Source organism: Puerhibacterium sp. TATVAM-FAB25, assembly GCF_046535855.1.
In the GTDB taxonomy this organism is placed as follows: domain Bacteria; phylum Actinomycetota; class Actinomycetes; order Actinomycetales; family Cellulomonadaceae; genus Puerhibacterium; species Puerhibacterium variabilis_A.
In genome coordinates, this window is sequence record NZ_JAXUAK010000002.1 from 235880 (window position 1) to 262122 (window position 26243).

Genomic DNA, 26243 nt, shown 5'->3' on the forward strand with positions numbered 1-26243 from the left:
TCCATTGTCGCCCCCGGGGCCGTGCTCAGCGGGAGGCCAGGTACTCGGCGCCGGCCGCCCGCAGCCGGGCGTGCACGTCGCCGTAGGCGCCCGCGCCGCCCAGCACCGTCTTGGGCAGCTTCGCCACCATCGTGTAGTTGGGGTCGCACACGTTGGCGGCCGGGGCGAGCCCCGCCTGGCTGACGAGCTGGTAGGAGTCGAGCACGTCCATGCCGGTGAGCTCGCCGGTCCAGTCGACCAGCTCCTTCTGGCTGATGCGGAAGGCGTCCTCCAGCGGGCGGACCGACCCGGTGGTCATGAGGAAGTCGTCCGACTCCAGCCGCGGCCAGGCGGGCGCCGCGCCCTTGACCAGGTCGACCGCCACGACGGTGTGCATCGCGCTCTCGAGGCCGGTGCCGCAGACCTCGCCCTCGCCCTGGCGGGCGTGCCCGTCGCCGATGGACAGCATCGCGCCCGGGACGTTGACCGGCAGGTACAGCGTGACGCCGGCGCGGACCTCGGGGGTGTCCATGTTGCCGCCGTGGGTGGACGGCGTGCTCACGAGGCGCACCTCGCCGCCGGCCGGCGCGACGCCGACCGTGCCGTGCATGGGGTCGAGCGGCAACCGCACCTCGTAGTCGCTGGTGCGGGCGCGGAAGGTGGCGGTCCACGACTCGAGGTCGATGTCGTAGAACCACACCCGCTCCTCGAGCGGCGCGTGCAGCATCGCCGTCTCGTGCGTCGTCGTCAGCGCCCCGAAGTGCGGGAACGTGCTGGATATCGCGTACGGGCGCGCCGGGACGATGGACACGAAGTGCACGGCGAGCAGGTCGCCGGGCTCGGCGCCCGCCACCTCGATCGGGCCGGAGACCGGGTTGAGCTCGGTGAACGGCACGACGTCGGAGGGCAGCTGGTCCGGGGAGGTGACCCGGCCGCCGAAGCAGTCCTCGGTGCTGACCTCGACGAGGTCGCCGGGGCGCACCGCGAGCCGCGGCTCGGCGCCGCCGAAGGTGTACGAGTACTCCCCCGGGCCGGGGTCCAGGCGGTGGACGGTCATCGGACGGTCTCCTTCGCGTCGTCGGCGTCGGTGACGGAGCCGGCGGCCACAGGGGTGGTGGCCGGCTCCTCGGGCAGGTCGATGCGCCCGCGGCGGCGCAGCACGACGGCCAGCACCACACCGACGGCGAGCCACACCAGGCCGATCGCCTGGGCGTACGGGCGGGCGTTGAGCATCACCGCGGCGATCACCAGGAAGCCCACCACGGGCAGCACCACGTGCACGCCCCAGCGCCGCGAGCGCTGCTTGACCACAAAGAACCACACCACGGTGGCGTTGAGCATGAGGAAGGCGGTCAGCGCGCCGAAGTTCACCAGCGTGGAGATGGTGGCCAGGCCGTCGGGCAGGTAGGTCAGCCAGATGCCCAGCACCAGGGAGACGCCCGCCACGAGGAACGTGGCGTTGACCGGCACGCCGTGCTTGGGGTGGACCTTCTTGAGGAAGGCGGGCAGCTGCCGGTCGCGCGCCATCGCGAACAGCAGGCGGGACGTGGCCGCCTGGGCCACCAGCGCGTTGGCGAAGCCCCACGCGACGGCGGTCGCGGCGGCGGTGAGCACGTACAGCCAGTGCCCGCCGGCGACCTCGGCCGCCTCGTAGAAGGCGACGCCGTCGGGGTCACCGTTCGCCACGAGGCCGGCGGGGTCGGGCACGAGCATGGACGCGACCCAGGTCTGGGCGATGAAGACCAGGCCGACGACGAGCAGCGCCAGGAACATGGAGCGGCCGAGCTGCTTGGTGGTGCCGGTGTGCTCCTCGGCGAGGGTGGAGATGCCGTCGAAGCCGAGGAACGACAGCACGGCGATGGACACGGCCGCCAGGACGATGCTCGGCGTGAACGTCTCGGGGTTGAAGAAGGCCTCGAGCGAGAAGCCGTTGCCCTTGCCCTGCGCGACGGCGACCACGCCGATGACGAGGAAGATGGCGAGCACGACGAGCTCGGCGGCGAGCATGACCTTGTTGGTCAGCGCCGTCAGCGTGATGCCGAGGTAGTTGATCGCGGTGTTGAGCACGATGAAGCCGACGACCCACGCCCACACCGGCACGGCCGGCACCATGCCTGCCATCGCCATGCCCGCGGCCAGGTACAGCAGGCTCGGGATCAGCACGTAGTCGAGCAGGATCATCCAGCCGGCCACGAAGCCGAGCGGGCGGGTCGCCCCGCGCCCGACGTAGGTGTAGACCGAGCCGGCCATCGGGAACGCCTGCGCCATCTGGGCGTAGGAGCTGGCGGTGCACATCATGGCGAGCATGCCCACGACGTACGCCAGCGGGGGCATGCCGCCGCTGGTCTGGTAGACGCTGCCGAAGATCGCGAACGGCGCGATCGGCACCATGAAGACCAGGCCGTAGACGATGAGGTCGGAGTAGCTGAGCCGGCGGCGCAGCTCCTGGGAGTAGCCGAACTGCTCGACGCCGCTCGTCGGTGCCGTGCTGGACATGGGCGGTTCCTTCGCGAGTGCGAGTGACGGGACGCACGCATGTTTCCATCCGGAAATGTCGTCCACGTTACGCGCCCGCATCGCGGACGACGCGGGCGTCAGCCGCCCACGACGCGCAGCTCGGTCCCCTCGGCCCGGGCCAGCACGGCGGCCGCCCCGGCCGACGGCGCCGCGAGCGCCGCGCCCGGCACGCCGGCGCACAGCCCCAGCACGACGCCGGTGCCGCGGTAGCAGCCCTCGGCGTACGCCCCGGGCACGGGGGCGTCCGGGCCGAACCGTGCGGTGTACGCCTCGAGCAGCCGCAGGTGCTCGTCGTCCTGCATCGCCAGGAACGTCGGCATCGCCGTGTAGAGCCGCCCGGAGTCGTCGCCGCCCACCGCGTACAGGCAGCTCTCGTCGAGCGCGGTGCACAGCCGCAGGAAGTCCTCGCCCACCCCGGCCTCCGCGACCGCCCGGTGGAAGCGCACGCCGTCGCGCCCCACGAGCGAGACCAGCACGCCGTCCGCGCCGGCCGCGGCGATGGCGTCCAGCGCGGCGGCCGGCTCGTGCCCGCCGAGCGGGGACAGCCGCTCGCCGACCACCTCGTGCCCCAGGTCGCGCAGGATCGCGACGGCGGCGCGGTGCACGTGCCGGGGCCACACGTAGTCGTTGCCCACGAGGAACCAGCGCCGCGCCCCCTCGCGGCGGGCGAGCCGGCCGAGCGCCTGCCGCAGCTGCCCCACCGGGTCGACGCCGGTGAGCACCGACGCCGGCTGCGGCCGGGCGAACTCGTGCGGCGGGGTGAAGACGTACGGCACCCGCCCCTCGACCGCCTGCGCGACGCTCGAGCGCACGTCCGACGTGTGCGCCCCGACCAGGCCGTCGACGGCGCCGCCCAGCACGAGCGACCGGGCCTGCGCCGCCACGGCGGCAGGCCGGTCGCCGGCGTCGACCAGGACGAGCTCGACCGGCCGGCCGGTGCGCTCGGCGAACTGCTCGGCCGCCAGCCGGGCGCAGTTGACGACGGCGGAGCCGACGATGCCCATCACCCCGGACAGCGGCGTGAGCAGCCCGACGGCGACGGCGCCCGCGGCGCGGCCGCGCAGCGTCGCCTCCAGGGCGAGCACTAGGCTGACCGGCGACGAGTCCACGTGCCCCAGTATCGGGGCACGCCCCGCCCCGATCCCGGAGGACGCGTGACGCCCACGACCGGCGACGACCGGCCGCTCACCGCGAGCGAGCTGCTCGTGGTGGCCGAGCGGCTGCAGCGCCGGCTCGCGGCGGGCCTCGCGGTGGCGCTCGCCGACGAGGCCACCACCGTGGACCAGTGGCGCACGCTGGAGCTCGTCGACCGCCTCGACGGCCCGACGATGGGCCGGCTCGCCGAGGCGTCCGGCCTGCCGAACGCGACGCTGAGCCGGGTGGTCGACGCCCTGGAGGACTCGGCGGCGCTGTTCCGGCTGCCCGACCCGGGCGACCGACGCCGCCTGACGGTCCGCCTCACCGACACCGGCCGCGACCGGCTCGGCCGGCTGCGCCACCTCGTCGCGGCGTGGGACGCCGCCGTCGCCGAGGAGCTCGCGACGCCCGACGCCGCGCGGGTCCGGCGCGCGGCCGGCGGCCTCGCCGGGGGCCCCGCGGCGCGGTGACGCGCCGCGCGGGACGGGGTCTCCTGCGACGTGCCCGCATGCGCCACACTGTCCTCATGCGCGCCGCCCGCCTCGCCGCCTCCGCCCTGTCCGTCGCCGCACTGCTCGCCGTCGCGGCCTGCTCCCCCGCCGACGACGGCGCCACGGGCGACGCCTCGAGCGCGGGCCCCGACGCCGGCTACGTCACGCCGGGCAAGCTGACGGTCGCCACCGGCGAGCCTGCCTACTCCCCCTGGGTCGAGGACGACGACCCCGCCTCGGGCCAGGGGTTCGAGGCCGCCGTCGCCTACGCCGTGGCCGAGGAGCTGGGCTTCGCGCAGGACGACGTCGTATGGGTGCGCACCGGGTTCGAGCAGGCGATCGCGCCGGGGCCGAAGGACTTCGACCTCAACGTCCAGCAGTTCACCATCACCGACGAGCGCCGCACCGCCGTCGACTTCTCGACGCCGTACTACACGACGGCCCAGGTGGTGGTGACGCTCGAGGGCACCCCGGCGGCCGGCGCCACCTCGCTCGCCGAGCTCGAGCCGCTGGCGGTCGGCGCGGCGTCGGGCAGCACGAGCTTCGAGGCGGCCGAGGCGCAGATCGCCCCCGCCGCCGGCGTGCAGGTGTTCAACACCAACGACGACGCCAAGCTCGCCCTGCAGAACGGCCAGGTCGACGCGATCGTCGTCGACCTGCCCACCGCGTTCTACCTCGTCGGCGCCGAGCTCGAGGGCGGCGTGATCGTGGGCCAGCTGCCCGACTCGGCCGGCGGCGACGAGCTCGGGTTCGTGCTGGAGAAGGACTCCCCGCTGACCGACGACGTGAGCGCGGCCGTCGACGCGCTGCGCGAGGACGGCACGCTCGCCGCGCTGGAGGACGAGTGGCTCGGCTCGGCCGGCGCCGCGCCGGTGCTGCAGTGACCGAGCCCGCGGTGTCCCGGCCTGCCGTGGCCGGGCCGGCGACGCCCCACGCGCCCAGCGCGCTGGAGCTGCGGCGCCGCGCGTTCCGCAAGCGCCAGGGCTACCGCTCCGTCGTGGTGAGCCTGGTCAGCACGCTGGTGTTCGTCGCGGTCGTCGTGCTCGTGCTGCGGGCCACGCCCGGGTGGCCGCGCGTGGCCGACGCGTTCTTCGACCCCGAGGCGGCGTGGCGCTCCCTGCCGCGGGTGCTCGAAGGGCTGTGGCTGAACGTCCGCGTGCTGCTCGTGGCCAGCGTCGGCGTCGTGCTGCTCGCCCTGCTCGTGGCGAGCGTGCGCACGCTGCGCGGCCCGGTGTTCTTCCCCTTGCGGGCCCTGGCCGCGGGGTACACCGACCTGTTCCGCGGCATCCCGCTGATCATCGTGCTGTACCTGGTCGGCTTCGGCGTCCCCGGCCTGCGGTTCTTCCCCCGGATGGACGCCGCCGTCTGGGGCACCATCGCCCTGGTGCTCGTGTACGGCGCCTACGTGGCCGAGGTGTTCCGCGCCGGCATCGAGGCCGTGCACCCGTCCCAGCGCCTGGCCGCGCGCGGGCTCGGCCTGAGCCACGGGCAGACGATGCGCCGCGTCGTGCTGCCGCAGGCCCTGCGCAAGGTGACGCCGGCCCTGATGAACGACTTCGTCGCGCTGCAGAAGGACGTGGGCCTGATCTCCGTGCTCGGCGCCGTCGACGCGGTGCGGGCGGCGCAGATCGAGACGTCGCGGTACTACGACTTCACGCCGTACGTGGTGGCCGGCCTGCTGTTCGTGCTGCTCGCCCTGCCGATGATCCGGCTGACCGACTGGTACTCGGCGCGCGTACGCGCCCGCGAGCAGATGGGGAGCGTGGTGTGAGCGAGCCGGTCCTGCGGATGAGCGGGGTGTGGTGCGCGTTCGGCGACCACGAGGTGCTGCGCGGCATCGACCTGGAAATCCAGCGCCACGAGGTGGTCGCGCTCATCGGCGCGAGCGGGTCGGGCAAGTCGACGCTGCTGCGCACGGCCAACCTGCTCGAGCACATCGACGACGGGCAGATCTTCCTCACCGGCGAGGACGTGTCGGACCCGCGGGTCGACGGCGACGCCGTCCGCGCCCGCATCGGCACGGTGTTCCAGTCCTACAACCTGTTCCCGCACCTGTCGGTGCTGGACAACGTGACCCTCGCGGCGCGCGTGGTGCACAGGCGGCCCCGGGCCGAGGCCGAGGCGCGCGGCCGCGAGCTGCTCGCGTCGATCGGCCTGGCCGCCAAGGCGGACGCCTACCCCGACACGCTCTCGGGCGGCCAGCAGCAGCGCGTGGCCATCGTGCGCGCGATCGCCACCGACCCGGAGCTGCTGCTGCTCGACGAGATCACGAGCGCGCTGGACCCGGAGCTGGTGGGCGAGGTGCTCGACCTGGTGCGCTCGCTCAAGGCCCGCGGCGCGACGATCCTCATGGCCACCCACGAGATGGCCTTCGCCCGCGACGTCGCCGACCGCGTGGTGTTCCTCGACGCCGGCCGCGTGCTGGAGCAGGGGCCGCCCGCCGAGATCCTGGTCGCGCCGCGTGAGCCGCGCACCCGCGAGTTCCTGGCCCGCGTGCTCACGCACTGAGCGCGGGCGCCCGGAACTGCTCGGGCGCCCGGGCGCCCGGCCCGGACGGTCAGGCGAAGGTGACGCCCTGCGCCAGCGGCAGCTCGGTCGAGTAGTTGATCGTGTTGGTGGCCCGGCGCATGTACTGCTTCCACGCGTCCGACCCGGACTCCCGGCCGCCGCCCGTCGACTTCTCGCCGCCGAACGCCCCGCCGATCTCGGCGCCCGAGGTACCGATGTTGACGTTGACGATGCCGCAGTCCGACCCGGCCTCCGACAGGAAGACCTCGGCCTCCCGCGCGTCGAGCGTGAAGATCGCGCTCGACAGGCCCTGCGGGACGGCGTTGTGCAGCTCGATGGCCTCCTCGAGCGTGTCGTAGGCGAGCACGTAGAGGACCGGGGCGAAGGTCTCCCGGCGCACGACGTCGCCCTGTCCAGGCACCCGGACGATCGCCGGGGCGACGTACGTGGCCCGCGGCGCGCCGTCGACCTGGACCGCCTGCCCGCCGACGACCAGCTCGCCGCCGTCGGCCACCGCCTCGGCGACGGCCGCGGCCATGGCGTCGCCCGCCGCGGCGTCGACGAGCGGCCCCACGAGCACCCCCTCGGTGCGCGGGTCGCCGACGCGCAGCGACCGGTACACGGCCGCCAGCCGCTCCACCAGGTCGTCGACGACGGACCGGTGGGCGATGACGCGCCGCAGCGTGGTGCACCGCTGCCCGGCGGTGCCGGCGGCGGCGAACACGATGCCGCGCACCGCGAGGTCGAGGTCGGCCGACGGCGTCACCACGGCGGCGTTGTTGCCGCCGAGCTCCAGCAGGTAGCGGCCGCCGCGCGCGGCGACGACGGGGGCGACCTGCCGGCCCATCCGCTCCGAGCCGGTGGCCGACAGCAGCGCGACCCGCTCGTCGGCCACGAGCACCTCCCCCGCCGCGCGCCCGCCGAGGACGAGCCGGTGCACCCCGGCGGGGGCCCCGGCCTCGGTCAGCGCGCGCTCGAGCAGGGTCGCCGCGCCGAGGGCGCACAGCGGCGTGCGCTCCGAGGGCTTCCACACGACGGTGTCGCCGCACACGAGCGCCACCGCCGTGTTCCACGCCCACACCGCCACGGGGAAGTTGAACGCGGTGACGAGGCCGACGACGCCGAGCGGGTGCCACGTCTCCATGAGCCGGTGACGGGGCCGCTCGGACGGCAGCGTGCGCCCGCCGAGCGAGCGCGAGAGACCGACGGCGAGGTCGCAGACGTCGATCATCTCCTGGACCTCGCCGAGCGCCTCGGCGGTGATCTTGCCCGCCTCGATCGTCACGAGCTCGGCCAGGTCGGCCCGGTGCTCGGCGATGAGCTCCCCCAGGCGCTTGACGACCTGGCCGCGGACCGGCGCGGGCACGGAGCGCCACGTGCGGAACGCCTCGGCGGCCTCGCCCACCGCCGCCGAGGCGTCGCCGGCCGTGGCCTCCCGCACGTGCAGCATCGGCTCGCCGGACAGGGGCGAGACCGCCGCCAGCCCCGCGTCGGCGGCGGGCGGCGTGGCGCCCAGCCGCTCGAGCGCGGCGAGCGCCGCGTCGCGCAGCTCGGCGGTGAGCATGGACGGGGTGGTCGTGGTCATGCCGGTGCTCCCTGGGGCGGGGTCGGGACGGAAGGGTCCGAGGGGTCGAGCGCAGCGGGGTCGTGGGCGTCGAGGGCGGTCGCCCGCTCCAGCACGTCCGGGGCCACGCCCAGGCGGCCGGCCGCCGCCATCAGGGAGTCGGCCACCTGGGCGGCGTAGAGGGCGAACGGGTCGTGCAGCTCGCGGCCGACGGCGCCGGACATCCAGTCGGCGTCGCGCTCGGCGCCCTCCTGGGTGGCGTCCTTGGCGCCCTCGTCGGTGAGGTTGGACTGGAAGATGCCGGCGGCCGAGCGCGGCAGGAAGTCCTCGTAGACGACGGGCTCGCGCCGCACCCGCGCCGCGAGCCGGGCGGCGGGGTCGCGGACACCGTCGTCGGCCGCGCCGCCGCCGTCGGCCGCGTCGTCGACCGCGTCGTCGACCGCGTCGTCGACCGCGTACGTGAAGTACCCCAGGCCGCGCGCGACGAGCCCCGCCTCCGAGGCCGGGAAGGCGGCGCGCCACACCGCGCGGGCCAGGTCCTGGCGGGCGGCCTCCCCCAGCCCGGCGGCGCGCTCGTCGACCTCGACGACGGCGGCGTCGTACACGGCGCGGCCGGCCGGGGTGAGCGCGATGCCGCGCGCCTCGACCTCGCCGAACCGGACGCGCAGCGCGTCCTCGACCACCGCGCCGTCGGGCGTGCGGAACAGCCGCGGCTCGGCGAGCGCCCGGAAGGACGTCTGGCGCAGCAGCACGTCGGGCCCCTCCCACCGCGGCGGTCCCTGGATCGCGGGGATCATCGTGATGCCGCGCGCCTGCATGCGGGCGTAGAGGTCGTCGATGTCCAGCACGCGCGGGGTCAGGTGGTTGATGTGCGTGCTGGCGACGCCGCCGATGTCCGCGGCGACGGCCGAGACGGCCTCGAGCTCGCGGTACCAGGCCTGGTCGACGGGCTCGCGCGAGAGCTCGAACGCCTGCGTGGCCAACCGCAGGAACTCCTCGGCGTCCGCGGCGGCCAGGCCGCCGTCGGCCTCCGCGCGGTCCGCGAGCGCCAGCAGCGCGGGGCCGAACAGCGTGCGGGCGTCGAGGAACCGCTCGAGCCGCGCCTGCAGGTCGGCGCCGAAGAACCGGCGGTCGGACGGCACGAGCATCGAGGTGAAGACCCGGAACGGGTTGCGCGCCAGCTCGGCCCGCTCGACGGGCCGGAACGCCGTGGAGATCACCGGGACCGACGACGAGGAGGCGTCGCGCAGGTCGTAGAAGCCGACCGGGTGCATCCCCATCGCGCCGAAGACCCGCGCCACCTGCGCCAGCTCGCGCGGGGTGCCGACGCGGATGGCGCCGTGGCGCTCGGCGGTGACGCGCTCGATCGACCCGAGGCGCTCGGCGTCGGCGCCCCGCGCGGCGGCCACGTCGGCGTTGACCTCGTGCGCCACCTCCAGCAGCGTCGTGTAGGCCGGCACCTCGTGGCCGTACATGTCGGACAGCGAGCGGGCGAACGCCGCCCGCAGCTGCCAGGGCTCGAGGAACCCGGGTCCGGGCCCGACGGACCCGGGCTCGCGGCCCCCGGCGGTCGGTGCGGGCATGGCGTCCCTCCACGTCGTCGTGTCCCCTCACGGGAACGTAGCACCGACGAATGTCCCGCGGGTATGCCCGACGGCCGGTGGATCTCCGGCGGGACGGCGAAGGGCCCGGACAAGCACCGTCCCGCGAGGGGATGGTGCCCGTCCGGGCCCTCGAGCCGGGTGCGGCCGGCGCGCCGGGTCAGACCCCCGGCAGGCGCTGCGCCAGGTAGCCGGCCACCTGGTCGAGCGCGACGCGGTCCTGCGCCATCGTGTCGCGGTGACGGATGGTGACCGCCTGGTCCTCGAGCGTGTCGAAGTCGACGGTGACGCAGAACGGCGTGCCGATCTCGTCCTGGCGGCGGTAGCGCTTGCCGATCGCCTGGGTGACGTCGTGCTCGACGTTCCAGTGCTCGCGCAGCTCGGCGGCCAGCTTCTCCGCGGTGGGCAGCAGGTCGGCGCTCTTGGACAGCGGCAGCACGGCGGCCTTGACCGGAGCGAGGCGCGGGTCCAGGTGCAGGACGGTGCGCTTGTCCACGCCGCCCTTGGTGTTGGGCGCCTCGTCCTCGTCGTAGGCCTCGACGAGGAAGGCCATGAGCGAGCGGGTGAGGCCCGCGGCCGGCTCGATGACGTACGGGTAGTACTTCTCGTTCGAGACCGGGTCGCGGTACATCAGGTCCTTGCCCGAGTGCTCCGCGTGCGTCTTGAGGTCGAAGTCGGTGCGGTTGGCGATGCCCTCGAGCTCGCCCCACTCCGAGCCGGTGAACCCGAACCGGTACTCGATGTCGACCGTGCGGGTCGAGTAGTGGGACAGCTTCTCCTGGGGGTGCTCGAACAGCCGCAGGTTGTCCTCGCCGATGCCGAGGTCGCGGTACCAGGCCATGCGGGTGTCGATCCAGTACTGGTGCCACTCGGCGTCCGAGCCCGGCGCCACGAAGAACTCCATCTCCATCTGCTCGAACTCGCGGGTGCGGAAGATGAAGTTGCCCGGCGTGATCTCGTTGCGGAACGACTTGCCGATCTGCGCGATGCCGAACGGCGGCTTCTTGCGGCTCACCGACGCGACGTTCGCGAAGTTCACGAAGATGCCCTGGGCGGTCTCCGGACGCAGGTAGTGCAGACCGGACTCGTCCTCGACGGGGCCGAGGTAGGTCTTGAGCATCATGTTGAAGTCGCGCGGCTCGGTCCACTGCCCGCGGGTGCCGCAGTTGGGGCACGCGAGCGTGTCGAGGGAGACCGACTCCGGGTCCTCGATGCCCTTCTTCTCCGCGTGCTCCTCCTGCATCTGGTCGACGCGGTAGCGCTTGTGGCAGCTGAGGCACTCGGTCAGCGGGTCGGTGAAGACCCCGACGTGGCCGGAGGCCACCCACACCTGGCGCGGCAGGATCACCGAGGAGTCGAGGCCCACGACGTCGTCGCGCCGGGTCATGGCCTTCCACCACTGGCGCTTGATGTTCTCCTTGAGCTCCACGCCCAGCGGGCCGTAGTCCCAGGCGGAGCGGGTGCCTCCGTAGATCTCGCCCGACGGGAAGACGAAACCTCGGCGCTTGGCGAGGGAGACGACGGCGTCGAGGCGGGCGGTGGCGGAGGGCGCAGCGGCCACGGGGATCACTCCTGGAGGGGACGGGCCCGCAGGTGGCTCCTGCGGGCCGACGGAGAGCCGGCGCCCCGGGCCGCGCCGGGCCACGACAGGTCAGGTCAGGACAGGTCATGGTCGGCGAGGACGGCGGGACGGGCCGGGACGGGTGAACAGCCCGACCAGCCTACCGGCCGGGACGCCGCCGCGGCGCCCGCCGCACGGGCCGGCCCGCCGGAACTTGACAATCGTTCTCACGGCTCCTGAGAATGATTCTCATGCATCGTCGACACCCGGCCCTCCTCGCCGTGCCCGCGCTCGCCCTCCCCCTGGCCCTCGCGGCCTGCTCGAGCGGCGCCGCCGGCGACGACGGGACGGTGCGGGTGCTCGCCTCCTTCTACCCGCTGCAGTACGTCGCCCAGCAGGTCGGCGGCGAGCACGTGCGGGTCGACAACCTGACGCCGCCGGCCGCGGAGCCGCACGACCTCGAGCTCTCCCCGGCCCAGGTGCGCGAGATCGGCACCGCCGACGTCGTGCTCTACCTGTCGGGCTTCCAGAGCGCCGTCGACGAGGGCGTCGAGGCGCGCGCGCCCGAGCACGTGCTCGACGCCGCCGACGTCGTCACCCTCGAGGCGCACGGCGCCGCCGAGGAGCACGAGGAGCACTCCGCGGACGACGGCCACGACCACGGGGCGCTCGGCGAGCTCGACCCGCACTTCTGGACGGACCCGAACCTGCTGGCCGAGCTCGCCGCCCCGGTGGCCGAGCAGCTGTCGGCCGCGGACCCGGAGCACGCCGCGGACTACGAGGCCGGCGCGGCGGCGCTGGAGCAGACGCTGGCCGACCTGGACGCCGAGTACGCCGAGGGCCTCGCCGCCTGCTCGGGCGCCACGCTGGTCACGTCGCACGCCGCGTTCGGCTACCTCGCCGAGCGGTACGGTCTGGAGCAGGTGGGCATCAGCGCCCTGGACCCCGAGGCGGAGCCCTCGCCGGCCCGGCTGCGCCAGATCGGCGCCGTCGTGCAGGAGAGCGGCGTGTCCACCCTCTTCAGCGAGACGCTCGTCAGCCCGAAGGTCACCGAGACCCTCGCGGCGGACCTCGGCGTCGCGACGGCGGTGCTCGACCCGCTGGAGGGCCTGTCGGAGGACGCCGTGGCGTCCGGGGAGGACTACGTGAGCGTGATGCAGAGCAACCTCGAGACCCTCGAGCAGGGGCTGGTGTGCGGATGACCGCGGTGACGGCGGGCGCCGGCGTCGCGCCGGCCGCCGGCGCGGGCGCCCCGGTCATCGAGGCGCGCGGCGTGCACGTGCGCCTCGGCGCCAGCCACGTGCTGCGCGGCGTCGACCTGGCCGTGCGCCCCGGCGAGGTCGTCGCGCTGCTCGGCGCCAACGGCTCGGGCAAGTCCACGCTCGTGCGCACGATCGTCGGCGTGCTCCAGGCCGAGTCCGGGACCGTCACGGTGCCCCCGCTCGAGCGCGTCGGGTACGTGCCCCAGCGCGTCAGCGCCGGCGGCGGCGTGCCGTCGACGGCGGAGGAGGTCGTCGCCTCCGGGCTGCTGCACCCGCGCCGGCTCCGCCCGCCGCGCGGCTGGCGCACCCGCGTGCGCGAGGCGCTCGACCAGGTCGGCCTGGCCGACCGCGCCCACGACGCCATCGGCCAGCTCTCCGGCGGCCAGCAGCAGCGCGTGCTCATCGCCCGCGCGCTCGTGCGCCGCCCGGAGGTGCTGGTGCTCGACGAGCCGGTCGCCGGCGTCGACCGGCCCTCGCAGGAGCAGTTCGCCCGCACCATGGCCGCCCTGGTCGACGGCGGCCTGACCGTGCTGGTGGTGCTGCACGAGCTCGGCGAGCTCGCCTCGCTGGTGACCCGCGCCGTCGTGCTGCGCCACGGCCGCGTGGTGCACGACGGCCCGCCGCCCGCGGCGCTGGGCGACCACTCCGCCCTGGACCACGACCACGTGCACCCGCACGCGGGCGACGACATGGCCCCCCGGCGGGGCGAGCCGGGCGGCAGGCTGCTCGACCCGGCGCTCGGCATCGAGACGGAGGTGCGCCCGTGAGCCCCGCGGACGAGGTCGTGGCCCTGCTGACCGACCCCTTCATGCGGCGCGCGCTCCTGGCCGCGCTGCTCGTCGGCGCCGCCGCGCCGGTCGTCGGGACCTACCTGGTGCAGCGCCGGCTGTCGCTGCTCGGCGACGGCATCGGGCACGTGGCGCTCACCGGCGTGGCGCTGGGCTGGCTGGTCGGCGCCGCCATGGGCCTGGCCCCGAACGACGCGCTGGCGATCCCGGGGGCCGTCGTGGCCGCCGTGGTCGGCTCGGTGCTGATCGAGGTGGTGCGCCGCCGGGGCCGCACGTCCGGCGACCTCGCGCTCGCGCTGATGTTCTACGGCGGCATCGCCGGCGGCGTGCTGCTCATCGGCATCGCGGGCGGCTCCTCGGGCAGCCTGATGTCCTACCTGTTCGGCTCCATCTCCACCGTGACCACCGGCGACCTGGTCACCACCGTGGTGCTGTGCGCGGTCATCCTCGCGGTCGGCGTCGGCCTGCGCCCCGCGCTGTTCGCCGTGAGCCACGACGAGGAGTTCGCCGTGGCGGCGGGCCTGCCCGTGTGGCTGCTCAACATGGCCGTCGCCGTGCTCGCGGCGCTCACGGTGACCGTGTCGATGCGCGTCGTGGGGCTGCTGCTCGTCTCGGCGCTGATGATCGTGCCCGTCGCGGTCGCCCAGCAGCTCACGCACGCGTTCCGGCGCACGATGGCGGTCGCCGCCGCCGTGGGCGTCGTCGTCTGCGTCGCCGGCCTCACCATCACCTACTGGAACAACGTCTCGCCCGGTGCGACGATCGTCGTCCTGGCCATCGGGGTGTACGTGCTCGCGGCCGCCGCACGGCCGCTGCTGGCGCGCCGCGCGCCGGCGCACGACCCGCACCCGGACATCCCGGACGACGTCGCCGTGACGCCCGCGCCCGCGGTGGCCGGGGGGAAGGAGTGCGAGCCGTGACCGTCCGCATGACCCGGCAGCGTGCTGCCGTCGCCGAGGCGCTCGACGAGTCCACCGAGTTCCGCAGCGCCCAGCAGCTGCACGAGACCCTGCGCGCGCGCGGCGACGGCGTCGGGCTCGCCACGGTCTACCGCACGCTGCAGGCCCTGGCCGACGGCGGCGAGGTCGACGTGCTGCGCACCGGCGAGGGCGAGAGCCTCTACCGCCGCTGCGCGCGCCGCGAGCACCACCACCACCTGGTGTGCCGCTCCTGCGGCCGCACCGTCGAGATCGACGGGCCCACCGTCGAGGCGTGGGCCTCGGCGATGGGCGCCGCGCACGGCTTCGCCGACATCGAGCACACCGTGGAGCTGTGGGGCACCTGCGCGGACTGCCGCGCCGCCGCGACCGCGTGACCGCCTGACCGCGCCGGGCCGGCCACGACGACCGCGGACGTGACCCGGGACACACCCGTTCCCCGGGGCGCCTCCGCTGTGCGATTCTTAGGTAATGCTTACCTCGCCTGCGACCGGGGCGTCCGCCCCGGTCGCGCGTGTGCCGGCGACCCCGCCGGACCTGCGCGGACGCGCCCGACGCCACCTGCTCGTCGTCGCGGGCGCCGTCGTCGTGCTCGCGCTCGTCGTCGTCGCGAGCCTGCTGCTCGGCGTCCGGACGATCGCGCCCGCGAACGTCTGGGCCGCGTTCACCGCACCCGACCCCGACGACGTGGACCAGGCCGTGGTGCTCGGCCAGCGCGTGCCGCGCACGGTGCTCGGCCTGCTCGCCGGCGTGGCGCTCGGCTGCGTGGGCACCGTGATCCAGGGCGTGACCCGCAACCCCATCGCCGACCCGGGCCTGCTCGGCATCACCCCGGGCGCGTCGCTCGCCGTGGTGCTGTCGGTGTCGTTCCTCGGGGTCACCACCCCGCTCGGGTTCGTGTGGTTCGCGTTCGCCGGCGCGGCCCTGGCCGCCGTCGTCGTCTTCTCCGTCGGCGGCGCCCACCCCGCGCGGCTGGCGCTCGTGGGCGCCGCGCTCACCGCATTCGTCACGCCGGTCATCGCGCTCGTCCTGCTCCGGGACGTCGACGCGTTCGACGCCTACCGGTTCTGGGCGGTCGGCTCGCTCACCGGCCGCGGCATGGATGCCGTGACGGCGCTGTGGCCGTTCCTGGTCGTCGGCGTCGTGCTCGCCGCGCTGCTGGCCCACCGGCTCACGCTGCTCGCGATGGGCGACGACGTCGCCGCCGCGCTCGGCCAGGACGTGCGCGTCACGCGCGGCCTCGCCGCGGTGGCCATCGTCCTGCTCGCCGGCACGGCGACCGCGTTCGCCGGCCCCATCGCCCTGGTCGGCCTCGCCGTGCCGCACGCCGCCCGCCGCCTCGTCGGCACCGACTACCGCTGGGTCATGCCGCTGGCCGCCGTGCTCGGCCCGGTGATGCTGCTGGGCGCCGACGTCGTCGGGCGCCTGGTGGTGCCGCACTCCGAGCTCGAGGCGGGCGTCGTCGCGGCCCTGCTCGGCGCGCCCGTGCTCGTCGCCGTCGCCCGCGGCCGCTCCGTGGCGGGGGTGTGACGCGATGACCGTCTCCTCCCCCGCCCCCGCGCGCGGCGCAGCCGCCGCAGCCGCCGCGGCCGACAGGGTCGCCGCCCTGCGCCAGGCGCGCCGCCGCCGGCACGCGCTCGTGCTGACCGTGACGCTCGCGCTCGGCCTCGCCCTGGCCGCCGTCGCCCTCGCGCTCGGCGCCGCCGGGCTCACGCCGGGCCGCGCCCTCGCCGGCGCCCTGGGCCTCGGCGACCCCGGGGACGTCTTCGTGGTGCAGCGCCTGCGCCTGCCGCGCGTGCTCGCCGCCCTGTTCGCCGGCGCCGCCTTCGCCCTCGCCGGGGCGCTGTTCCAGTCCACCCTGCGCAACCCGCTCGCGAGCCCCGACATCCTCGGCGTCTCCACCGGCGCCAGCCTCGGCGCCGTGTGGGCGCTGCTCGGCCTGGGCGTGCAGGGCGTGGCCGTGGCCGGCTTCGCGTTCGGCGGGGCCCTGGCCGCGGCCCTGGCGATCTGGCTGCTCGCCTGGCGCCGCGGGCTGCACTCGATCCGCTTCGTGCTGGTCGGCGTCGGCGTCGCGTACGTGTGCGGCTCGCTGCTCGCCTGGCTCATGGCGCGGGCCGAGGTGCGCGAGGCCCAGACGGCGCTGCGGTGGACCATCGGCTCCGTGGCCGACGTGCGCGGCACGCCCCTGGCGCTGCTCGTGGTCGGCGTCGTCGTCCTGGGCGCGGCGGCCGTCGCGGTCTCCCGCACCCAGCCCGCCCTCACGCTCGGCGACGACAACGCCCGGGCCCTCGGCGTGCGCGTCGACGCCGCCCGCGTCACGACGCTGCTGGTCGCCGTCGGGCTCGTCGCCGTCGCGACGAGCGCCGCCGGGCCGATCGCCTTCGTCGCCCTCGTCGCGCCGGCCGTCGCCCGCGGGCTGCTCGACGACGGCGGCTCCGACCTGGTGGCCTCCACGGCCGTCGGCGCCGTGCTCGTCCTGGCCGCCGACGTCGTGGGCCAGCACGCCCTCGGGTCCCTCGTCGCGCCCGCCGGCGTCGTCACCGGCATCGTCGGCGCCCCGTACCTGCTGTGGCTGCTCAGCGGCCGCTCGTCCTCCGGAAGGAAGGTCCGCGCGTGACCCGGAGCCCGTCCCCGTCGGCCGTCGGGCCGTCCGCCGCCGCGCACGCCGCGGCGCCCGCCGACCCCGCCGACCCTGCCGCGCCCGGCGGCCCCGCCGTGCCCGGGCCCGCGACCGCGCCGTCGCTGCGCGCCGCCGGCGTGAGCATCGGGTACGACGGCCGCCGCGTCATCGACGGCCTCGACCTCGAGCTGCCCGCCGGCCGCGTCACCGCGATCGTCGGGCCCAACGCCTGCGGCAAGTCGACGCTGCTGCGCGGCCTGGCGCGGCTGCACCCGCTGGAGTCCGGCCGCGTGCTGCTGGGCGACCGGGACGTCACGGACGTGCCGCGCAAGGAGCTGGCGCGCAGCGTGGGCGTGCTGCCGCAGTCGTCCGTCGCGCCGGACGGCGTGCGCGTCGCCGAGCTCGTGGGCCGCGGCCGCTACCCGCACCAGGGGTGGTTCGGGCGGCACTCGAGCGACGACGACGCCGTGGTGGCGCGTGCGATGACGGCCACCGGCGTCGCCGACCTGGCCGACCGCCCCGTCGCCGAGCTGTCCGGCGGCCAGCGCCAGCGGGTCTGGATCGCCATGGTGCTCGCCCAGGAGACCGACGTCGTGCTGCTCGACGAGCCGACGACGTACCTCGACGTCGCCCACCAGGTGGACCTCCTCGACCTGCTGGCCGACCTCAACGCCGAGCGCGGCACCACCGTGGTCATGGTGCTGCACGAGCTCAACCTCGCCGCCCGGTACGCCGACCACCTCGTGGTCATGTCGGCCGGCGCCGTCGTGGCGCAGGGGGCGCCGCAGGACGTGCTGACCCAGGAGATCGTGAAGCGCGCCTTCGGGCTCGACGCCACGGTCGTGCCGGACCCGGTGTCGGGCACGCCGCTCGTCGTGCCGATGGGGCGCCACCGCTCCGGCGCCGACGGCTGAGACGGCCGCTTCGCCCGTCGGCGAACGTAGGTTAGCCTTACCTCATCATCAGCGTCTCACGGTCCTCCGTGAGCTCACCGAGGAGTGCACGTGCGCCTTCGCCGTTCCCTCGCCGCCGCGACCGGTCTCGTGGCCGCGGCCGCCCTGTCCCTCGCGGGCTGCTCGTCGTCGTCCCCCTCGGGCGGCGAGGAGGTCTCGCCCGCCTCGAGCAGCGCCGGCGGCGCCACCGACACCTTCCCGATCACGATGCAGTCCGCCCTGGGCGACGTGACGATCGAGGACGAGCCGCAGCGCGTGGCCACGTGGGGCTGGGGCTCCACCGAGGCCGCGATCGCGGTCGGCGTCTACCCCGTCGCCGTCGGCGAGCAGCGCTACACCGTGGGCGAGGGCAACCTCCTGCCGTGGGTCGAGGAGGCCTACGACGAGGCGGGCGTCGAGCACCCGGCGATGCTCACCGACGACGGCACCGGGGCGGAGGTGCCCTACGAGGAGTTCGTGGCGGCCGAGCCCGACCTCATCCTCGCGCCCTACTCGGGCCTCACGCAGGAGCAGTACGACCTGCTCAGCGAGATCGCGCCCGTCGTCGCCTACCCCGAGGCGCCCTGGACCACGCAGTGGGACGAGGAGATCTCCATCGTCGCCGAGGCGCTCGGCCGCAGCGAGGCCGGCGACGAGGTGCTGAGCGGCATCGACGACTTCCTGGCCGAGCAGAAGGCCGCCCACCCCGAGTTCGAGGGCAAGACCTTCGCCGGCATCTGGGACGGCGACGGGTACGTCTCCGTCTACACGCCGGCCGACCCGCGCGTGAACATCCTCGAGGAGCTGGGGCTGCAGATCGCCCCCGCGGTCTCCGAGCTCGACACCTCGGACGGCGGGTTCTACTACGACCTCAGCGACGAGGAGCTCGACAAGCTCCAGTCGGACTTCGTCATCACCTACTCGAACACCGAGGAGGAGGCGCAGGCCGCGCTCACCGCGCCGGAGCTGCAGGCGATCCCTGCCGTCAAGGCCGGCGCGGTCGCGCAGGTCTTCGACCCCGTCACGGTGTCGTCCGTCTCCCCGCCGACGGCGCTCACCTTCACCTGGGAGGGTGGCCTCCCGACGCTGATCGACAAGATCTCCACCACGCTGGGCTGACGCGCTGCCTGGCGCCGGACGTCTGGCGCCGCTGCGCTGACGCACGGAGGCCCCGTGCGGACCGAGAACCTCGGTCCGCACGGGGCCTCCGCCGTCCTGCCGAGATAGAGAGCTCCTTCGCCGAGATAGAGAGCTCTCTATCTCGGCGAAGGACCTCTCTATCTCGGCGGGAGGGGTCACCGTCTCGCGGTGACGGAGGCCAGCGCCTCCGGGAGCGTCACGGCCCACCAGGCGGCGTCGTGGCCGCCGGCCACCTCCCGGTAGCCCAGCCGCTCGCAGCGCTCGGCGAGCAGGTCGCGCAGCCACCGGGTGGGCTCGAGGAGGACCCGCTCCTGCGTGCCGACCTCGAGGTGCACCCGGCCCAGCCGCCAGGCGGGGTCCGCGGCGACCTCGGCCACCGCGCGGGGCAGCCAGCCCGCGTCGTCCCCGGACGGCCACCACCACGAGCCGGACTGGCACACCGACGCCCCGAACCAGCCCGGCGCGACGCACTGGGCGTACAGGGCGGTGAGGCCGCCCAGGCTCTGGCCGGCGACCGTGGTGCGCCGCGGGTCGTGCGCCACGGGGGCGCCGACGACGTCCGCCGCCGCGTCCACGAGCCCGACGAGGGTCCGCACGAAGCCGGGCGAGCAGGTCAGGTCGCGCGAGCGCACGGCGGCGTCGGCGTGCTGCACGAGCAGCGTGACGGTGGGCCGCAGCAGCCCCGTGGCCGACAACCGGTCGAGCACGCGCGCGCCGCGCGTGCGCCACGGGCCGCCGTCGAGCAGCACGAGCACGTCGTAGCCGCCCGGACCGGGCGGCACCGGCGGCACGTGCCACCAGGCCTGCACGCCGCCGTCCGGCGGGAGGCCCGGCACGGGCACCATCCGTCCCCGCCCGGCGGCGCCGAGCGGCGTCCCGTGGGCCGCGAGCGCGGCGTCCGGGTCCTCGTCCGCGAGCGGGCCGGGCAGGCGCGGCGCGTGCGGGCCCACGACGACGGACGTCCCGGCGGCCAGCAGCGCCTCGTCCCGGGCCAGCGGGTCGGGCCCGGAGCGCCGCAGCAGGTCGTACCAGGCGTCCAGGTCGGCGTGCAGCGCCGGGTCGGAGACCGCCCGGGCGCGGGTGCGCCGCCGCTCGAGGTCGGCCAGCCGGGCCGCGGCGTCGGCGTCCTGCTCCAGCGCGAGCGGCACGGTGCCGTCGTCGACGGCGAGGCCGTAGGTGGCGCGCCAGCCGGCCGGCATCCGCAGCGCCAGCGCCCACAGCGTCGTGCCGGGCACCTGCTCCATGAGCGCCTCGCGGTAGGTGCCGGCGTCGACGAGCTTGTTGACGTCCAGCAGCGCCGCCCGCGAGCCCGGGGCGCCGGCGTGGACGAACGTGTAGACGCGATGGTCCGGGTCGTCCGCGGCGTCCACGAGGGGGGTGCCCTCCTGCGCCACCCGGCGCATCAGGGCGTCGCGGTGGGCGCGTGAGGGGTCGGCGAGCACGTCCGCGAGCGCCGGGCTCGCCACGCGCGGCACCGGGGCCGGGCGGCCGGTCTGCGGCGGCACGCCCGCGCCCGCCGCGGCGGGGCGCGGCGGGCTGTCGAAGGGGCTCACGCGACGGGCCCGGGGCCGCCCGCCTCGGGCGCGTCCGTCCCGGCCGCGGCCGGGACGGCGTCGACCGCGCCGCCGTAGCGCCGGTCGCGGCTCGCGTACTCCTGGCACGCGCGCCAGAAGTGGCGGCGGTCCACGTCGGGCCACGGCTCGGGCATGAACACCATCTCGGCGTACGCGGCCTGCCAGATCATGAAGTTCGACGTGCGCTGCTCCCCCGACGAGCGCAGGAACAGGTCGACGTCCGGCAGGTCCGGCTCGTCGAGGTAGCGCTGGATCGTCTTCTCGTTCACGCGGGCGGGGTTGAGCCGCCCGGCGGCGGCGTCGCGCGCGATGGCGGCCGCGGCGTCGGCGAGCTCCGCCCGCCCGCCGTAGTTGACGCACATGGTCAGCGTGCAGCGGTCGTTGTCGCGGGTCATCTCCTCGGCGATCTGCAGCTCCTTGACCACCGAGCCCCACAGCCGTGGCTTGCGCCCGGCCCAGCGGATCCGCACGCCCCAGGAGGACATCTCGTCGCGGCGGCGCCGGATGACGTCGCGGTTGAAGTTCATGAGGAAGCGCACCTCGTCCGGCGCGCGCTTCCAGTTCTCCGTGCTGAACGCGTACGCCGAGACGTGCTTGACGCCCAGCTGCACCGCCCCGGCGACGACGTCGAGCAGGGACTTCTCCCCCTGCTTGTGCCCCTCGATGCGCGGCAGCCCGCGGGCGTTGGCCCACCGGCCGTTGCCGTCCATGACGATCGCCACGTGGTTCGGCAGCAGCTCGGCCGGGATGGCCGGCGGCGTGGCACCGGACGGGTGCGGGTACGGCTCGGCGTAGGTGCGGGGCATCAGGCCTCTCTCCAGGGCAGGGGGTCGGGCACGGGGTCGGGCACGGGGTCGGACGCGGCGTCGGGCACGGGTGCGGGTGGGGCGACGACCGCGACCGGCTCCCGGTCGACGTGCCGCAGCGCCCGCAGCGTGCGCTCGAGGTAGTACTGCGAGTACGCCGCGACCAGGCCCGAGGCCTCCTTGCGGTGGCGCTCGACGGAGGCGTCGGCCGCGCCCCAGTCGCCGGTCAGCAGCGCGGCGAGCAGGTGGAACGTCTCGGGCGCCGGTGCCGGTGAGCCCGGCGGGCGGCAGCGCGGGCACACCGCACCGCCGGAGGCGACGTTGAAGGAGTGGTGCGGGCCCGGCTCGCCGCAGCGGGCGCAGTCGGTGAACGACGGCGCCCAGCCGGCCACGGCGAGGGCGCGCAACAGGTAGGAGTCGAGCACGAGGGCCGGGGTGTGCACCCTCTGCGCCAGGGCGCGCAGCGCGCCCGCCAGCAGCCAGTACTGCTGGACGGCAGGCTCGTGCTCGGCGGCCACGAGCCGGTCGGCGGCCTCGAGCATCGCCGCGCCGGCGGTGTACGCGGCGTAGTCCTCGCAGATCGTGCGGGCGTAGGCGCCGACGGTCTCCACCTGCGTCACCGTGTCGAGCGAGCGGCCGGTGTGCAGCTGCAGGTCCACCACCATGAACGGCTCGAGCCGGGCGCCGAAGCGGGAGGTGGTGCGCCGCACGCCCTTGCCGACGGCGCGGACCTTGCCGTGCTCGCGGGTCAGCAGGGTGACGATGCGGTCGGCCTCGCCCAGCTTCTGGGTGCGCAGCACGATCGCGTCGTCTCGGTACAGGGGCACCCGACCATTCTCCCCCCGGGCGCCCACACCGGGCGCGCGACGCCGGCGCGTTCACAGCGGGCCGAAGAGCTCCCGCAGGGCCTGCACGACGAGGTCCGTCGCGCGCGCCGCTCGATCTGTTCGGCAATTCCTCGGCAGATCGGCGGTCCGGACCACCGATCTGCCGACGAGTCACCGAACAGTCGCGCAGCCTGACCGCGCGTCAGGCGCGCTCGGCCCGGTTCACCGCCGACACGATCGCCTTGAGGGAGGCCGTCGTGATCGACGGGTCGATGCCCACGCCCCACAGCACGTCGTCGCCCACCTGGCACTCCACGTAGGCCGCCGCGGACGCGTCGCCGCCCTCGCTCAGCGCGTGCTCGGCGTAGTCGCGCACCCGGACCTGGACGTCGACCTTGGCGACGGCGTCCACGAACGCCGCGATCGGGCCGTTGCCGGTGCCGGTCAGCGTGAGCTGCTCGCCGCGGTCGACGACGTCGACCGACAGCGTGGTCGTGCCGTCCTCCGCCGCGGTGGTGCGGGTCTCGCGCAGCTTGAGCCGGCCCCACGGCTCGAGCCCGGCGGCGTTCCCGGCCTCGACCGGCAGGTACTCGTCGGTGAAGATGCGCCAGATGTCGTCGCCCGTGACCTCGGTGCCCTGGGCGTCCGTGTGCTCCTGGACGGCGCGGGAGAACTCGATCTGCAGGCGGCGCGGCAGGTCCATCGCGTGCTCGGACTTGAGCAGGTAGGCGACCCCGCCCTTGCCGGACTGGCTGTTGACGCGGATGACCGCCTCGTACGAGCGGCCCACGTCCTTGGGGTCGATGGGCAGGTAGGGCACGCCCCACACGAGGTCGTCGACGCCGACCCCGGCCTCGCGGGCGCGGGCCGCCATGTGCTCGAAGCCCTTCTTGATGGCGTCCTGGTGCGACCCGGAGAACGCGGTGAACACCAGGTCACCCGCGTACGGGTGCCGCTCGTGCACCGGCAGCTGGTTGCAGTACTCGACCGTGCGGCGGATCCCGTCGATGTCGCTGAGGTCGACCTGCGGGTCGATGCCCTGGCTGAACAGGTTCATGCCCAGGGTCACCAGGTCCACGTTGCCCGTGCGCTCGCCGTTGCCGAACAGGCAGCCCTCGATCCGGTCGGCGCCGGCCAGGTAGCCCAGCTCGGCGGCGGCGACAGCGGTGCCGCGGTCGTTGTGCGGGTGCAGCGACAGGACGACGTTCTCGCGGTGGTTGAGGTGGCGGCTCATCCACTCGATCGAGTCGGCGTAGACGTTCGGCGAGGCCATCTCGACCGTCGCGGGCAGGTTGATGATCACCGGCCGCTCGGGCGTCGGCTCGAAGACCTCGAGCACCTCGTTGCAGATGCGGGCGGCGAACTCGAGCTCGGTGCCGGTGTACGACTCCGGGGAGTACTCGTAGAACACCGTGGTGCCCGGGACCGTCTCCTCGTACTTGCGGCACAGCCGCGCCCCGGTGAGGGCGATGTCGACGATGCCGTCCATGTCCGTGCGGAACACGACCTCGCGCTGCAGCACCGACGTCGAGTTGTACAGGTGCACGACCGCCTGCCTGGCGCCGCGGATCGCGTCGTACGTGCGCTCGATCAGGTGCTCGCGCGACTGGGTGAGGACCTGGATCACCACGTCCTGCGGGATCCGGTCCTCCTCGATGAGCATCCGGACGAAGTCGAAGTCGGTCTGGGACGCCGACGGGAAGCCGACCTCGATCTCCTTGTAGCCCATCCGCACGAGCAGCTCGAACATGCGCAGCTTGCGCTCGGCGTCCATGGGCTCGATGAGCGCCTGGTTGCCGTCACGCAGGTCGACGGCGCACCAGCGCGGCGCCTTCGTGGTCGTCCGGGTCGGCCAGGTGCGGTCGGGCAGCGAGACGGAGATCTGCTCGTGGAACGGCCGGTACTTGTGGACCGGCATGCCCGACGGGCGCTGGGGGTTGGTCTCGGCGATGCCGCGGGGTTCGGTGGTCATGCTCTCCTGCTCCTCCTGCTGGGTGCGTCAGCCCCGGGAGCGTTCCGCCGTGGCGGGGCTGCAGGCCGGCACACCGAGGTCGCCGCGGCGAGGGACCGGCCTCAGTGGGTCTCGCCGCGGCACAGAAGGAGGAGGCTCACCGTGCGCCGCACATCGTCACTGTACCCCGGGGTGCTTGTGTCACCCGTCACGTCCGCGATGTGGGAACCGGGGCGGGAACCTGGAGCAGGGACGGCGAGGTCCGGCGCGGGCCCGTCAGCGGCCGCGGGCGCGCAGCGCCGCGTCCACCGCCGGGTCGCCGAGCGCGCCGAGCCAGTCGAGCAGCGCCGGGTACGTCGACGGGTTCGCCGCGACGTGCGGGCGCAGGTGCGGCGCCTCCTGCACGATGACGGCGAGGTCGGCCAGCGGCGTCGCGGGGTCGCTGGCCTGTGCGACGGTCCAGCGCGCACCCGGGACGTCGACCACGGGTGGCAGCACCTGGGTCTGCGAGGCGTCCGACGACGGCCGCCGCTGCGGCCGGGTGTACGGCGGCTGGCCCGGGCGCGCGCCCGGGGCCGCCGCCGGCGCGACGGGCTGCTCCGCCGTCGGCTGGGGTGCCGTCGGCTGCTGCGGCGCCGGCTGGGGTGCCGTCGGCTGCTGCGGCGCCGGCCGGGGTGCGGCCGGGCCCTCCCCCGGCACCGGGGCCAGGACCGCGGTGGCCTCCGCGTCCGACTCCGCGGGACGCGGGCCGCCGTCGCGCCCGGCCGGCGCGGCAGGACCCGCCGGCGCAGCCGCGGGCGCGGCGTCGGAGGCCTCGGTCGGGGCGGCGGGGGCCTCGGCCGGGGCGGACCGGTCGCGCAGCTCGCGCAGGGACGGCGGCACCAGCAGGGTGGCCAGCACCATCGCGGGCAGGCCGAACGCGAGCAGGACTTCCTCGGCCGTCGAGCGCGTCGAGACGCCCGTGCGGGCGACGGTGATCACGATCCCGAGCACGACGAGCACGATGGCCGTCCCGACGGCGGTGGCGTGGCCGGCGGTCACGTCGCGGTGCAGCGCGCGCCAGCCGATGACCGCCACGGCGGCGGCCAGCAGCCCGACGACCAGGCGCAGCACGAACTCCACGCTGATGCCACGCAGGGCGAGGCCCGAGACCGCCACGAGGGCGACGTAGACCGACACGACGGCGGCCAGGAGCAGGGACCGGCGGGCGACGCCGGCCCACAGCTGCGGCTCCGCGGGGCTGACGACGGCGTGCTCGACGGTGCGCGGCAGCGCCACGGCGGCGACCACCGGCAGCAGCAGGACGCCGAAGCGGACGCCGTGCAGGCTCTCCACCCACGGCCCCTGCTCGCTGCCCGCGAGCAGCCCGGCGGCCAGCGCGACCGTGGCCCCGACGCCCACGAGGGTCACCAGCGCGTCCGGCGCACCGCGGCGCACGTGGTCGCCGACGGTGAGCGCGAGGACGGCCAGCACGAGCAGCGCGCTGAGCACCGCGTCGGTCACGTCCGCCGGGCCGCCGCCGTCCGCGGCGGTGAGCACGGGGGTGACGACGGCGCCGAGGGCCAGCAGGCCCGCCGCCAGGGGCAGGGCGCCGGGCCACGTCGGCACCGCCACGAGCAGGGCGCCCGCCACCGCCAGCCCGAGCCCGGCGCCGACGCCCTGGCCCCCGCCGGGCACGAGGTCGACGACGATCTGCACCAGCGCGGCCACCAGCAGCGGCGCGGCGCCAGCGACGCGGGTGCGGCTGCCCGCGCCGCCGAACCGGGCCCACCACAGGCCGGCGCGCCGCGCGTAGGGGGCGACGACGGTCACCAGCGCCACGACCGTCACGAGGACGACGACCAGCATGTCCGCGCCCCGGTGGGCGGCGTCCCACGGCAGCGCGAGGCCGACGAAGAGCGCGACCACCGCCACCACGTCGCGCACGACGTCGCGGACCGGGACCCCGGCGAAGGGCTCGCGGGGGGCGACGGCGTCGGGTGCGGTGGCGGTCATGGGCTGCTCCTCGGTGCGGCGAGCGGGTCGGTCGGGCCGGTCGGGCCGGTCG

The 26243-nt window shown here is 75.3% G+C and carries 23 protein-coding genes; 12 read left to right on the plus strand and 11 right to left on the minus strand.

All coding sequences use genetic code 11. The annotated features are described in order from the left end of the window. Nucleotides 1-25: 25 nt before the first annotated feature. The 3 genes from U5M74_RS03405 to U5M74_RS03415 form a co-directional block, all read right to left on the minus strand. Nucleotides 26-1036 carry an acetamidase/formamidase family protein gene (locus U5M74_RS03405; protein ID WP_410906155.1) on the minus strand — a complete coding sequence of 337 codons (1011 nt, stop codon included), beginning with the start codon at nt 1034-1036 and terminating at the stop codon, nt 26-28. Further along, on the minus strand, nt 1033-2475 hold the full coding sequence (locus U5M74_RS03410; protein ID WP_410906157.1) for an APC family permease: 1443 nt from the start codon (nt 2473-2475) through the stop codon (nt 1033-1035). The genes U5M74_RS03405 and U5M74_RS03410 overlap by 4 nt, the downstream gene beginning before the upstream one ends. A gap of 98 nt (nt 2476-2573) precedes the next feature. After that, nucleotides 2574-3605 (minus strand): ABC transporter substrate-binding protein, encoded by a 1032-nt coding sequence (locus U5M74_RS03415; protein WP_410906159.1) that lies wholly within the window; start codon nt 3603-3605, stop codon nt 2574-2576. A 45-nt stretch (nt 3606-3650) separates the two neighbouring features. Here U5M74_RS03415 and U5M74_RS03420 point away from each other — a divergent pair, with 45 nt between their 5' ends. From U5M74_RS03420 to U5M74_RS03435, 4 genes are read left to right on the plus strand one after another with little or no spacing between them, the layout of a single operon-like run. Next, nucleotides 3651-4103: a MarR family transcriptional regulator gene (locus U5M74_RS03420; protein ID WP_410906161.1), complete on the plus strand. Its 453-nt coding sequence runs from the start codon at nt 3651-3653 to the stop codon at nt 4101-4103. A 56-nt stretch (nt 4104-4159) separates the two neighbouring features. Beyond that, nucleotides 4160-5008 carry a transporter substrate-binding domain-containing protein gene (locus tag U5M74_RS03425; protein WP_410906163.1) on the plus strand — a complete coding sequence of 283 codons (849 nt, stop codon included), beginning with the start codon at nt 4160-4162 and terminating at the stop codon, nt 5006-5008. Continuing rightward, complete coding sequence (locus U5M74_RS03430) at nt 5005-5895, plus strand: amino acid ABC transporter permease (protein WP_410906164.1); 891 nt, start codon at nt 5005-5007, stop codon at nt 5893-5895. Before U5M74_RS03425 ends, U5M74_RS03430 begins: the two co-directional genes overlap by 4 nt. 17 nt (nt 5896-5912) lie before the next feature. After that, on the plus strand, nt 5913-6632 hold the full coding sequence (locus tag U5M74_RS03435) for an amino acid ABC transporter ATP-binding protein (protein ID WP_410906381.1): 720 nt from the start codon (nt 5913-5915) through the stop codon (nt 6630-6632). A gap of 49 nt (nt 6633-6681) precedes the next feature. Here U5M74_RS03435 and U5M74_RS03440 read toward each other — a convergent pair whose 3' ends face one another. The 3 genes from U5M74_RS03440 to U5M74_RS03450 form a co-directional block, all read right to left on the minus strand. Beyond that, a complete protein-coding gene (locus tag U5M74_RS03440; RefSeq protein ID WP_410906166.1) occupies nt 6682-8217 on the minus strand; it encodes an aldehyde dehydrogenase family protein in 1536 nt (511 codons plus the stop codon). Further along, nucleotides 8214-9779 carry a 2-oxoadipate dioxygenase/decarboxylase family protein gene (locus U5M74_RS03445; protein WP_410906168.1) on the minus strand — a complete coding sequence of 522 codons (1566 nt, stop codon included), beginning with the start codon at nt 9777-9779 and terminating at the stop codon, nt 8214-8216. Before U5M74_RS03445 ends, U5M74_RS03440 begins: the two co-directional genes overlap by 4 nt. A gap of 178 nt (nt 9780-9957) precedes the next feature. After that, nucleotides 9958-11358 (minus strand): glycine--tRNA ligase, encoded by a 1401-nt coding sequence (locus U5M74_RS03450; protein ID WP_410906170.1) that lies wholly within the window; start codon nt 11356-11358, stop codon nt 9958-9960. A gap of 251 nt (nt 11359-11609) precedes the next feature. Here U5M74_RS03450 and U5M74_RS03455 point away from each other — a divergent pair, with 251 nt between their 5' ends. From U5M74_RS03455 to U5M74_RS03490, 8 genes are all read left to right on the plus strand, one after another. Further along, on the plus strand, nt 11610-12560 hold the full coding sequence (locus U5M74_RS03455) for a metal ABC transporter solute-binding protein, Zn/Mn family (protein ID WP_410906172.1): 951 nt from the start codon (nt 11610-11612) through the stop codon (nt 12558-12560). Continuing rightward, complete coding sequence (locus U5M74_RS03460) at nt 12557-13387, plus strand: metal ABC transporter ATP-binding protein (protein WP_410906174.1); 831 nt, start codon at nt 12557-12559, stop codon at nt 13385-13387. Before U5M74_RS03455 ends, U5M74_RS03460 begins: the two co-directional genes overlap by 4 nt. Before the next feature lie 41 nt (nt 13388-13428). Beyond that, nucleotides 13429-14328: a metal ABC transporter permease gene (locus U5M74_RS03465; protein ID WP_069984723.1), complete on the plus strand. Its 900-nt coding sequence runs from the start codon at nt 13429-13431 to the stop codon at nt 14326-14328. Nucleotides 14329-14336: 8 nt separating this feature from the next. After that, a complete protein-coding gene (locus U5M74_RS03470) occupies nt 14337-14723 on the plus strand; it encodes a Fur family transcriptional regulator (RefSeq protein WP_410906383.1) in 387 nt (128 codons plus the stop codon). 94 nt (nt 14724-14817) lie between these two features. Further along, entirely contained in the window at nt 14818-15876 is a 1059-nt protein-coding gene (locus U5M74_RS03475) for a FecCD family ABC transporter permease (protein ID WP_410906176.1), read from the plus strand. A gap of 4 nt (nt 15877-15880) precedes the next feature. After that, entirely contained in the window at nt 15881-16963 is a 1083-nt protein-coding gene (locus tag U5M74_RS03480; protein WP_410906178.1) for a FecCD family ABC transporter permease, read from the plus strand. A 98-nt stretch (nt 16964-17061) separates the two neighbouring features. Further along, nucleotides 17062-17880 (plus strand): ABC transporter ATP-binding protein, encoded by an 819-nt coding sequence (locus tag U5M74_RS03485; RefSeq protein ID WP_410906385.1) that lies wholly within the window; start codon nt 17062-17064, stop codon nt 17878-17880. Between the two features lie 90 nt (nt 17881-17970). Next, nucleotides 17971-19017 (plus strand): iron-siderophore ABC transporter substrate-binding protein, encoded by a 1047-nt coding sequence (locus tag U5M74_RS03490; RefSeq protein ID WP_410906179.1) that lies wholly within the window; start codon nt 17971-17973, stop codon nt 19015-19017. 176 nt (nt 19018-19193) lie between these two features. On the opposite strand, the gene U5M74_RS03495 is transcribed toward U5M74_RS03490, so the two are convergent. The 5 genes from U5M74_RS03495 to U5M74_RS03515 all read right to left on the minus strand — a co-directional run bounded on the left by U5M74_RS03495 (nt 19194) and on the right by U5M74_RS03515 (nt 26191). Continuing rightward, the gene (locus U5M74_RS03495; RefSeq protein WP_410906180.1) at nt 19194-20591 is read right to left on the minus strand and encodes an enterochelin esterase domain-containing protein; all 1398 of its coding nucleotides are present in this window, start codon (nt 20589-20591) and stop codon (nt 19194-19196) included. Continuing rightward, on the minus strand, nt 20588-21418 hold the full coding sequence (locus U5M74_RS03500) for an isoprenyl transferase (RefSeq protein ID WP_410906182.1): 831 nt from the start codon (nt 21416-21418) through the stop codon (nt 20588-20590). The genes U5M74_RS03495 and U5M74_RS03500 overlap by 4 nt, the downstream gene beginning before the upstream one ends. Continuing rightward, a complete protein-coding gene (recO, locus tag U5M74_RS03505; protein ID WP_410906184.1) occupies nt 21418-22245 on the minus strand; it encodes a DNA repair protein RecO in 828 nt (275 codons plus the stop codon). The genes U5M74_RS03500 and recO overlap by 1 nt, the downstream gene beginning before the upstream one ends. 202 nt (nt 22246-22447) lie before the next feature. Then, on the minus strand, nt 22448-24217 hold the full coding sequence (gene leuA / locus U5M74_RS03510) for a 2-isopropylmalate synthase (RefSeq protein WP_410906186.1): 1770 nt from the start codon (nt 24215-24217) through the stop codon (nt 22448-22450). A 255-nt stretch (nt 24218-24472) separates the two neighbouring features. Beyond that, complete coding sequence (locus U5M74_RS03515; RefSeq protein WP_410906187.1) at nt 24473-26191, minus strand: hypothetical protein; 1719 nt, start codon at nt 26189-26191, stop codon at nt 24473-24475. Between the last annotated feature and the right edge of the window lie 52 nt (nt 26192-26243).